The 9448-nt window shown below is 59.6% G+C and carries 11 protein-coding genes; 10 read left to right on the top strand and 1 reads right to left on the bottom strand.

Annotated elements, in window-relative coordinates; genetic code table 11:
* Nucleotides 1-93 precede the first annotated feature (93 nt).
* The 8 genes from GH659_RS09820 (at nt 94) to GH659_RS09785 (ending at nt 6518) form a co-directional block, all read left to right on the top strand.
* The gene (locus GH659_RS09820; RefSeq protein WP_153111225.1) at nt 94-1143 is read left to right on the top strand and encodes a COG3014 family protein; all 1050 of its coding nucleotides are present in this window, start codon (nt 94-96) and stop codon (nt 1141-1143) included.
* A gap of 37 nt (nt 1144-1180) precedes the next feature.
* Nucleotides 1181-1582 (top strand): YcfL family putative periplasmic lipoprotein, encoded by a 402-nt coding sequence (locus tag GH659_RS09815; RefSeq protein WP_153111224.1) that lies wholly within the window; start codon nt 1181-1183, stop codon nt 1580-1582.
* Between the two features lie 71 nt (nt 1583-1653).
* Entirely contained in the window at nt 1654-2271 is a 618-nt protein-coding gene (gene lpoB / locus GH659_RS09810; RefSeq protein WP_211364191.1) for a penicillin-binding protein activator LpoB, read from the top strand.
* Nucleotides 2272-2389: 118 nt separating this feature from the next.
* Entirely contained in the window at nt 2390-3217 is an 828-nt protein-coding gene (locus tag GH659_RS09805) for a penicillin-binding protein activator LpoB (protein ID WP_153111223.1), read from the top strand.
* A gap of 91 nt (nt 3218-3308) precedes the next feature.
* Nucleotides 3309-4358, top strand: coding sequence for a hypothetical protein (locus GH659_RS09800; protein WP_153111222.1), 1050 nt, complete (start codon nt 3309-3311; stop codon nt 4356-4358).
* A 90-nt stretch (nt 4359-4448) separates the two neighbouring features.
* Nucleotides 4449-5798: an SPFH domain-containing protein gene (locus GH659_RS09795; protein WP_211364190.1), complete on the top strand. Its 1350-nt coding sequence runs from the start codon at nt 4449-4451 to the stop codon at nt 5796-5798.
* A gap of 14 nt (nt 5799-5812) precedes the next feature.
* Nucleotides 5813-6175 carry a DUF4339 domain-containing protein gene (locus tag GH659_RS09790; RefSeq protein WP_153111220.1) on the top strand — a complete coding sequence of 121 codons (363 nt, stop codon included), beginning with the start codon at nt 5813-5815 and terminating at the stop codon, nt 6173-6175.
* Between the two features lies 1 nt (nt 6176).
* Nucleotides 6177-6518: a hypothetical protein gene (locus GH659_RS09785; protein WP_153111219.1), complete on the top strand. Its 342-nt coding sequence runs from the start codon at nt 6177-6179 to the stop codon at nt 6516-6518.
* 87 nt (nt 6519-6605) lie between these two features.
* Here GH659_RS09785 and GH659_RS09780 read toward each other — a convergent pair whose 3' ends face one another.
* A complete protein-coding gene (locus GH659_RS09780; protein WP_153111218.1) occupies nt 6606-7472 on the bottom strand; it encodes a YicC/YloC family endoribonuclease in 867 nt (288 codons plus the stop codon).
* Nucleotides 7473-7568: 96 nt separating this feature from the next.
* Between GH659_RS09780 and GH659_RS09775 the strand changes: the two genes are divergently transcribed.
* Nucleotides 7569-8531 (top strand): serine/threonine protein kinase, encoded by a 963-nt coding sequence (locus tag GH659_RS09775; protein WP_153111217.1) that lies wholly within the window; start codon nt 7569-7571, stop codon nt 8529-8531.
* Nucleotides 8528-9448, top strand: a complete 921-nt coding sequence (locus tag GH659_RS09770; RefSeq protein WP_153111216.1) for a protein phosphatase 2C domain-containing protein — start codon at nt 8528-8530, stop codon at nt 9446-9448. Before GH659_RS09775 ends, GH659_RS09770 begins: the two co-directional genes overlap by 4 nt.

The raw sequence follows: 9448 nt of genomic DNA, 5'->3' as shown, positions 1-9448 counted from the left end.
CGTTCGTGATCACCGGCGCCTCAAAAACCGCCGATCTTCTCAGTTCGGTGTATCAACTTTCAATCGCTGGCCTGTGTCAATTTACAACCGCTGGTGACAACCCTGAGCCACATCCTGCAAGGTAATTACGACAACGCCCGTGTGGAGATGAAAAAGACCTACGAACGCGAAAAGCTGATCGAAAGCTTCCGCGAGCAGGAATACGACAAGTTGCGCGAAGAAGCCAAGACAAAGAACATCACGGCCGACATGAAGCAACTGAAAGACTACCCGCTGGCGGAACTCGACACGCCGGAGGTCAACGGCCTCAAGAATGGTTTCCAGAATGCTTTTGCCCACTACTTGGCAGGCTACTTCTTTGAAGTGACTGGCGAGCCGTCGCTTGCCGAACCGGGCTACCGCAACGCATTGGCGCTCGCACCCAATTCGCGGCTCGTGCAAACAGGGCTCAAGGAAGTCGGGCGCCGCCGTCCGGGCCCGCAAGAGTGCGACGTCCTGTTCATCATCGAATCAGGCTTTGCGCCGTCCTGGAAATCGGTCACGGTCCCGGTTCCCGTACCGCGTCAAAAGGGCGTGATGGTCACGCCGCTTTCCTTCCCCTACATCAAGGCGGAAAACAAAGGCTTCGTCCCGCCGACGATCGGTCTGGCCGGGAAACAATATCCGGTCGAAACGTTGACCAATATCGATGCCATGGCCCGTCGCCAGCTTAAGGATCAAATGCCAGGAATCCTGCTGCGCACCGTCGTTCGCGCCGTGCTGAAGTCCGCGGTTCAAGACCAGGCCTACAAGGCTGGCGCTGTCGCGGGCATCCTGACCAACGTTGCGACAGTGGCTACCGAGCAGGCGGATGACCGTAGCTGGCGGACCCTTCCGGAAAAGATTTCCGTCGCTCGCGCCATTGTTCCGCGTGGCAAACAGACGATCGAATTCAAGACCGAAAGCGGCGTTTTCCGGCAAGAAGTTGAAATCAACCATCGTTTCACCATCATTCCAGTGCGTTTGAGCGGGGGCGCCGTCTATGTTAGCCAAGCCAGCACGTTCGGCACCGGCATCGCAGAACAACTGCCGGCCATGGCCGAAGACACCACGCCAACAACATCGAAAAAGCCGACCAAGCGCGCTACCAAGAAAACATCGTAAGCACGCCCGGCCAACGGCTTAATCAACGGAGATAGAGATGAAACGACACTTGTATAGCCTCGGCATCCTGCTGGCGACTTCCGTGCATGCCTTCGCACAGGCTCCTGAAATGGCGCCGTCACCAGGCCCTTCGATCGCCAGCAAGCTGGAAGAGCAGGGGAAGATGGATTATCTGCAAGTCACCGACCTGCGGGCGACCAAGCGCGACAACCTGTTGCGCATCCAGGCCGAAATCACCAACACGCACGCCGGCAATCAGCAGCTTTACTACCGCTTCAAATGGCTCGACCGCGACGGCTTTTCGGTGTGGGATGAGGAGCCCTGGAAACCCATGACGCTGTACGGCAACCAGAAGCAATTCATCAATGCCATCGCGCCCACGTTCAAGGCAGCCGACTTCAGGTTGCTCTTGCAAAGCCCGAACAACACGGCCAACTAAACACCCAATTCAACCCATTTGCCGACGGAGATTCGCGCCGGCTCCCCATGCTTTTTTTACTGGAGACACACATGCTTCGCACCCTTACCGCCAAACGCCGCAACACCCTGATTCTCAGCCTTGCCCTGGCCGCACTCGCTGGCTGCCAGACGACTTCGCCCACCACGGGTTCGAGCGGCGTGAGCTACGGCGATTCAAAGGCAGTTGAGACCGTCACCACTGAACTCGGATCGACCGACATCCAGATGATCTCGGAAAAAATGACCCAGAGCCTGATCCAGACGCCGGAAATCCAGACGCTGGTCAAGAAACGCCAACTCATGATGGCCTCGCCGGTCAAGAACAAGACAAGCGAGTATTTCGACACCCGCCTGATCACCGACACCATCCTGACCCAACTACAAAAGAACGGCGTTCGCTACACCATCGAAAGCGAAGACATGCAGAACCAGGTCGACGAACTGCGCCGCCAAAACCAGTCCGGTCTGTACAACAAGTCCAAGTCGGTCAAGATGGGCAAGATGGAAGGCGCGAAATACCGCCTCGACGGCAGCATCTCTTCCATCATCAAGAAGACAAGCGACATGAAGGATGTCTACTACAAGATGAACCTGCGCCTGATCGAGATCGAAACGGGCGTCGTCGAATGGTCGGATGAAAAGGAAATCCGCAAAACAGCCAGACGCTAAGACAAATGGCCTTTCCATGCCCTCCGACACACGCCGGAGTGCATGGAAATCACGGCCTCGGCGCCTGCCGGCCTAAAACGGCTCCTCGGCATCCCAATAGACTCCCAAGGAACACACCATGTCTCCCTTCCTGAAAAAAGTGTTGCTCAGTTGTTGCCTGCTCGGTTCCGCCTTAACGGCCCAAGCAGCCGGCTCGCTCCGGGTGGCGGTCACCGACCTCGCCTACGAAGAGCGTGTGCAAGAGTATTTCCGCAACATCTCCGCTACCGAAAAATCCTCCGTTCGCGCCTCGGCCCGGGAGAGCGAGCGCGAAAGCGATTACAGCTATTCCCGCCGCGCCAGCGGTTCGCTGTCGGCAAAATCGGAATCGACTTTTTCCTATTCCGAAGGCACCTACTCCTACATCGACCGCGGCGAATTGCGCAAATTCACGGCCGACATCAAGGGTGAAATCCTGAAATCCGGCTACTTCCAGGTCACCCAAGCCAAGCCTTTCACGGCCAAGAACTCGGAAAAACTGTATGACGTCATCGCCCGCATCAAGCAGGGGATGTATCCCGGCGCCGATTACGTGCTCTTCGGCTCGATCAGCAGCATCGAGTTCCGCCAGGAAGCCAACCCGATCGACCACACCGACACGGTTTCACACACGCTGAGCCTAGAGTTGGTTGGTGAATTCAGCCTGATCAGCACGCGCAACTATCAGGTCAAGGCATCCTTCTCCGCCATGGGCGAAGGGCAGGACGTGAAGCTCGTTTCCTCACGTGGCGCCCGCATCGTACTCAACCGCGGCAAAGTGATTTCCGAAGTTTCCAAGAGCTTGGGCGTCGAAGTGCTCAAGCAGATGGAAGACCAACTCGCCGCGCTCGACGGCGACGCCCCCGTCCGCGAGGCGGCAGTTCACCACGCTCCGTCGCCGCACGAAGAAGTCATCATCTTCCGCTAGCAATCCAGTCCCGGTGAGTCCGACAAGGTTCACCGGACACTGCGCCAATAACGACAAGAAACTGAAACACCCCGAATGCGAAGGACTTCACATGACAGATAACGAGCGCCCAAACATCAACCAGAAACAAGGCGTCATCAACAAGTGCCCCGCCTGCGGCGGCCCGCTCACGGCTTTTGCAGCGCGTTGCGACCTGTGCGGGCACGAACTGGCCGGCGTCAGCGCCAGCCGTGCCGTGACCGACCTGGTACAAAAATTCAGTGATCTCGAAGGCTCGCTGGCCGCCTCCGGCCTGAGCGGGAAGAAGCTCGAGACTGAACTGATCGCCCGCCGGGCGCGGCTTATCCGTGACTTTCCGATCCCCAACGCACGGGAAGACCTGCAAAGCCTGATCTACTTCATCCACCCGAAGATTCAGGACAACATCAAACCCGACCCCAACGCCGAAGATTGGCGCGTCAAGTTCAAGGAAGTCCTCAATCTCGCCAAGAACGCCTACAAGGGCGACGCCAAAACGCGCCAGGAATTCGAGGATATCGAACGCAGCCTGAACGTTTCGCTCACCGGCGTTTTGCAAAACCGTGCCAAACGCTCGCCGCTCATCGCCGCGGGCGTAGGGCTCGTCGCCGTGCTCGTTGTCGCCGGCGTCATCGGCACCCAATGGGAGGGCTGGAAACTCCGGCAGTGCGAAGAGAAATACGCCCAAGGCGTCGCCGCCGAGAAAATCCGCCTGGAAGGCATCAGCGCCGCCGCCACGACGAAACTGCAGGCCAAGGACTACACGGGGGCACAGGCAACGCTTAACGACTTGCGCTGGGAGTATCAGGAAGCGTGCAAGAGCGACGACACCGCACAACAAAAATCCGCTTGGGAAACGAAGCGCCAGGAACTCGTCGCGATGGTGAAAAAGGCCGAAGACGCCGTACTGGAACAACAGCGCGAAGCGGCCCAACGCGAAGCGGATCAGCAGCGCCTCGAAGCAGAACGCGAAGCCGCGCAGAAACAGGAAGCCGTCGATCGAGAGGCCGCCCAGAAACGGGCAGCCGCCGAACGCGCCGAAGCACGACGTGTCGCCGATGCAGAACGCGAATTGACTGACAAGGCTCGGCAACGCGCCGCTCGCCGAACGAGCGGCGAATAAACCAACTGCCCGGCGCTGCCGGGCGGCCAACGACAGAACCAGGACAGAAAGGTTGATATGGGACTTTTCGGAAATAAAAAAGAGGGCGGCATGCTCGACGTCATCCGCTGCGACGAGGAGCAATACCTCGTCTGGAAATGGCGACCGAGCGGCGATGCCACCAGCACGCGCAAGGAAAATGCGATTCGCTGGGGCAGCAGCCTGCGCGTCAAGGCCGGCGAAGTGGCGGTCTTCGTTTACAAACAGGAAAACGGGCCGAACCTCGACTTCATCGAAGGGCCGTTCGACGACACGATCAAGAGCGCCAACTTCCCTGTCCTGGCAAACATCATCGGCATGGCTTTCGCCGGTCAGTCGCCATTCCAGGCCGAGGTGTACTTCATCAACCTCATCGGCAACATCAAGGTCAATTTCCGGACGCCATATTTCGACGTTTTCGACCCGCGCTTTGCCGACTTCCCGGTGCGGCTGGTCGCCGGCGGCTCCTACCGCTTCAACATCACCGATTACAAAGGCTTCATCACGCTGCACCGCCTGATCAACTTCGAGATCGGGCAATTCTCCGACACTGTCCGCGATGCCGTCCTCAAGCAGGTCAAGGGGATCGTCGCCAACGCGCCGGCCGACAACAGCATCCCCGTCCTGCAACTCGAGCGCAAACTGCTCGACATCAACAACCTGATCAGCCCGCATGTACGCCGCGCCTTCGAAGAAGAATTCGGCGTCAATCTCCAGAGTTTCGACCTCACCACCCTGGAAGTGGATAAGGAGACTGAAGAGTACCGCCAGCTCCGCTCGGTCACCGCCGACCTCGAAATCGCGATGCGGCAGAAGCAGAACGAGATCAACATCAGGAACCTTGAAGACACCCAGGCGATCAACGCGGAAAACATGGGCGAAACGCTGCGCATCCAGCGCGAACAGGCCGAACGTCTGGCCGCACTGCAGACGCAACAACAGTTCCTCGGCGCCCACCAGATCAACCAGCAAACCGCCGTGCTTTCCGCCGCGGCCAACAACCTCGGCGCGATGGGCCAGATGAATCTTGGCACCGGAAACGGGGAGGGCGGAGGCTCCGGAGGCAGCTTCAACCCCGTCGGCGTCATGGCCGGACTGGCCATCGGCGGCGCCATGGGCAACCAGATGGGCAACATGATGAACACCATGGGGCAGAACATTCAGTCACCCTCAATGATGCCACCACCGCCGCCGATAGTCGCCTATCATGTGGCGATCAATGGACAAAACACCGGCCCCTTCAACATGGGCCAGTTACAACAGATGGTCGTCGGCGGTCAGTTGCAGCCAGCGAGCCATGTCTGGAAGGCCGGCATGGCCAACTGGGAACTCGCGGGCAATGTCGCCGAACTGGCCCCGCTCTTCATCCAGGCCGCGCCGCCACCTCCACCCATGCCCCCGGTTCCGCCACAGGCTAACTGACTCAGGAGAGCGAAATGAACAACGACAATTTCTTCTCGATTGACCGCCTGGTCGAATTCGGCCTCGGCCTCGGCGTCGCGCAGCAGATGGTCAATTCAATGAACCACGCGCTGCGCAACACCTACATTCCGGGGACGATGAACCCCATGGAAGGCACCCTGCAGAAGCCGCCCAGCGCCTTCTTCGTCATCCTCGACGGCAAACAGGCCGGACCGTTTTCCGAAGAAGAGCTGACCCGCCTGATCGCCCAAGGCGCGGTCGACAAGGCAACCTATGCCTGGAAAGCCGGTATGCCGAACTGGGAACGCTGCGAGAACGTGCCGGAAATACTCCGGCTGGTCGCCCTGTGCCCGCCCCCCTTCAACCCCGAGGCCTGAGATGAAGATCAATCCCGTCAACTTCCTTATCGCCGTACTGGTAAGTGCCATCCTCGCCTATGCACTGTGGAGCTTCGGCGGCGATCTCAAGAACTACGTCGCCATCGGCGCCTTCGTTTTCTTCGCGGGAACGCTCGCACCGATGATCGGCGGCTCTTTTGAACTGTCCCGCAACAGCACCAATCTTCGGGTCACCAGCGCCGTCTTCTTCGTGCTCGGGCTGATCATCAACGGCCTGTTCTCGATGATCACCTTCCCCGCCACCGCATACATCGTCGTCAGCGCAATCGCCTTCCTGCTGTACGTCTTTCTGGCCAACGCCGTCTACGGTGCGCGGCAGTAACCAGCCGCCCCAAAGTTGATGAAGAAAAAGCCCCGTTGAACGGGGCTTTCTATGGCTTTCTGCGCCGTCGTGAAACGGGCTGAAATATCACTCTAAATTCTGCACCTGCTCGCGAATCTGCTCGATCAGCAGCTTCAGTTCCATCGACGTCTGCGAAACCTCGGTCACGACGGACTTGGAACCCAGCGTATTCGCCTCGCGGTTCAGTTCCTGCATCAGGAAATCGAGCCGCTTGCCGGTCGAGCCACCCGCCTTGATCACGCGCTCGACTTCATCGAGATGCGTCGACAAACGCGCCAATTCCTCGGCCACGTCGATGCGCACGGCGAAAACGGCCACCTCCTGGCGGATGCGCTCATCGTCGGCCGTGTTCATCGCTTCCAGCAAGCGCTGTCGAACCTTTTCCTGGAAGGCGGCCTGTGCCGCCGGAATGCGCGGTTCGACTTCACGCACCAGCTCACGCATGCGGGCCACGCGCTCCAGAATGACGGCAGCCAGCTTCTCACCTTCGCGCGCCCGGCTGGCGGAGAAATCCTCCAGCGCGGAACGCGCCAGTTCGAGACAGGCCGCGCCCAGCTTTTCGGTGTCGATCGAATCGTCGCCGAACATGCCCGGCCAGCGCAGCACGTCATTGACGCTCAACGGCGCCGCGTGCGGCATTTCGGCCCGGACTTGCGCATCGAAATCCTTGAGCCGTTGCAGCAGGTCTCCGTTGAGGATCACGGCCTGATTGCGCACCGTCGCTGCGGCAAAACTGATGCGGCATTCGAGCTTGCCGCGGCTCAGCTTGGCGCTGAACAGTTCGCGCAGCGCCGGCTCGATGGCGCGCAGTTCTTCGCAGACGCGGAACTGAAAATCAAGAAAACGTGAGTTGACGCTCTTCAACTCGATATGTAACGCGCCGCGCTCGACATCGAGCGTCCGCGCGGCATATCCGGTCATGCTGTAGATCATGCGAATCCTGGACAATGAAAACGGGCATGCAGATCGCTTTACAGCCTTCTGGCAAACCTCGAAAATGGACAAATTCACATCATAGCTTTGACACAGATGGCGCAACAAGCAAACCATGCCCTGCCAAGCGGTTTCCAGCTCGACGAATACCACATCGAGCATCAGCTCTCGCTGGGCGGTTTCTCGATTGTCTATCTGGCGACAGACAAGAACGGGCAGTTCGTCGCCATCAAGGAATATCTGCCGAACAGCCTGGCGCTGCGCGGCGAAGGCGAGATCAAGCCGGTCATCACCGAAGAACATTTACCCGCCTTCCGCTACGGCATGAAGTGTTTTTTCGAGGAGGGGCGGGCGCTGGCCAGGCTGTCCCACCCGAACGTCGTGCGCGTGCTGAATTTCTTCCGTGCCAACGACACCGTTTACATGGTCATGGAATACGAGCACGGCCGCACGCTGCAGGAATTCATCCAGCGCAATCGTGCCGTGATTACCGAAAATTTCATGCGCAACGTCTTCACTAGGCTGCTCAACGGCCTGCGCGAAGTGCATTCGCACAAACTGTTGCACCTCGACATCAAGCCGTCGAACATCTACATGCGCAACGATTACACGCCGGTGCTGATCGACTTTGGCGCGGCGCGGCAGACGCTGGCCACCGACACGCCGATGCTCAAGCCGATGTACACGCCCGGCTTCGCCTCACCGGAGCATTACCAGCAACGGGAATTGCTCGGCCCGTGGAGCGACCTCTACAGCATCGGCGCCTCGATGTACGCCTGCCTTGCGGCCGCCGCCCCGCAGTCCGCCGACAGTCGCGGCGAGAAGGACCGGCTGACGCCGGCCATGGTGCGCTGGGAAGGTCGCTACTCCGATCAACTGCTCGAAACGATCGACTGGTGCCTGTGCATGGACCACCTGCAGCGCCCGCAGAGCGCGTTCTCGTTACAGAAGGCGCTGATCGAGGAAGTACGTACCCTGCCGCCCGCACCGCTCCCCGTGAAGAAGACCTGGCTGGAACACGTCGTCGGCAAACTACGAGGAAAGGCAGAAGCCAAGTGAAGTTCACCATTTATCAGGAAAGCCGGATCGGCCGACGGTCGAACAACGAGGATCGCCTGGCCCACTGCTATTCGCGCGATGCGCTGCTGATGGTCGTCGCCGACGGCATGGGCGGCCACTATTACGGCGAAATCGCCGCCCAGATCGCCGTCCAGACGCTGGTCGAACATTTCCAGCGCGAAGCCAAGCCAACCGTTGCCGACCCGCTCGCCTTCCTCAACAAGGCGATGATCAGCGCGCATTGCTCCATTCTCGACTACGTCGACGATCACAACCTCAAGGATTCGCCGCGCACGACCTGCGTCGCCTGCCTCATTCAGGACAATGTCGCCCACTGGGCCCACGCCGGCGACTCCCGCCTGTACCTGCTGCGCGGCGGCCGCGTGCTCGCCCAGACGCGGGACCACTCGCGCGTGCAACTGCTGATCGACCGGGGCGAAATCACCGAGGCCCAGGCCGCCACCCACCCGGACCGCAACAAGGTCTACAGCTGCCTCGGCGGTCCGCAGCTCCCGGAAATCGAACTGTCGCGAAAATTGCCGCTGGAAGCCGGTGACGTCATCGTCCTGTGCACGGACGGCTTGTGGGGCGTAACCCCGGCAACGACCCTCGCACACGCCTACAGGAACAACAACCCGGTCAAGATCACGCCCATGCTGCTCGACCAGAACGACCGACTGGCCGGACCGAACGCCGACAATTTCTCGCTCGTCGTCGCACGCTGGGAAGACAGTTATGTCGGCGAGGAAGAGGCCGAGTCAAACTCCACCTCAACCCAAACCATGCCGCTCGACACGATCACCACCCGCCTCGACGAATTCGGCCGCAACCCGAAATACAAGACCGAACTGACCGAAGACGAAATCGAGCGCGCCATCGAAGAAATCCGCTCCACCATCCAGAAATACTCCAAATAG

It is taken from the genome of Propionivibrio limicola (assembly GCF_009469695.1).
GTDB classification, from domain to species: domain Bacteria; phylum Pseudomonadota; class Gammaproteobacteria; order Burkholderiales; family Rhodocyclaceae; genus Propionivibrio; species Propionivibrio limicola.
Note: the sequence above shows the minus strand (reverse complement) of the source record. Positions and strands in the feature narration are given on the sequence as shown.

Coding starts and splice junctions, on each gene's coding strand:
- GH659_RS09815 (WP_153111224.1), top strand. CDS start 1,181: ATGAAACGACACTTGTATAGCCTCGGCATCCTGCTGGCGACTTCCGTG.
- lpoB (WP_211364191.1), top strand. CDS start 1,654: ATGCTTCGCACCCTTACCGCCAAACGCCGCAACACCCTGATTCTCAGC.
- GH659_RS09805 (WP_153111223.1), top strand. CDS start 2,390: ATGTCTCCCTTCCTGAAAAAAGTGTTGCTCAGTTGTTGCCTGCTCGGT.
- GH659_RS09800 (WP_153111222.1), top strand. CDS start 3,309: ATGACAGATAACGAGCGCCCAAACATCAACCAGAAACAAGGCGTCATC.
- GH659_RS09795 (WP_211364190.1), top strand. CDS start 4,449: ATGCTCGACGTCATCCGCTGCGACGAGGAGCAATACCTCGTCTGGAAA.
- GH659_RS09790 (WP_153111220.1), top strand. CDS start 5,813: ATGAACAACGACAATTTCTTCTCGATTGACCGCCTGGTCGAATTCGGC.
- GH659_RS09785 (WP_153111219.1), top strand. CDS start 6,177: ATGAAGATCAATCCCGTCAACTTCCTTATCGCCGTACTGGTAAGTGCC.
- GH659_RS09780 (WP_153111218.1), bottom strand. CDS start 7,472: ATGATCTACAGCATGACCGGATATGCCGCGCGGACGCTCGATGTCGAG.
- GH659_RS09775 (WP_153111217.1), top strand. CDS start 7,569: ATGGCGCAACAAGCAAACCATGCCCTGCCAAGCGGTTTCCAGCTCGAC.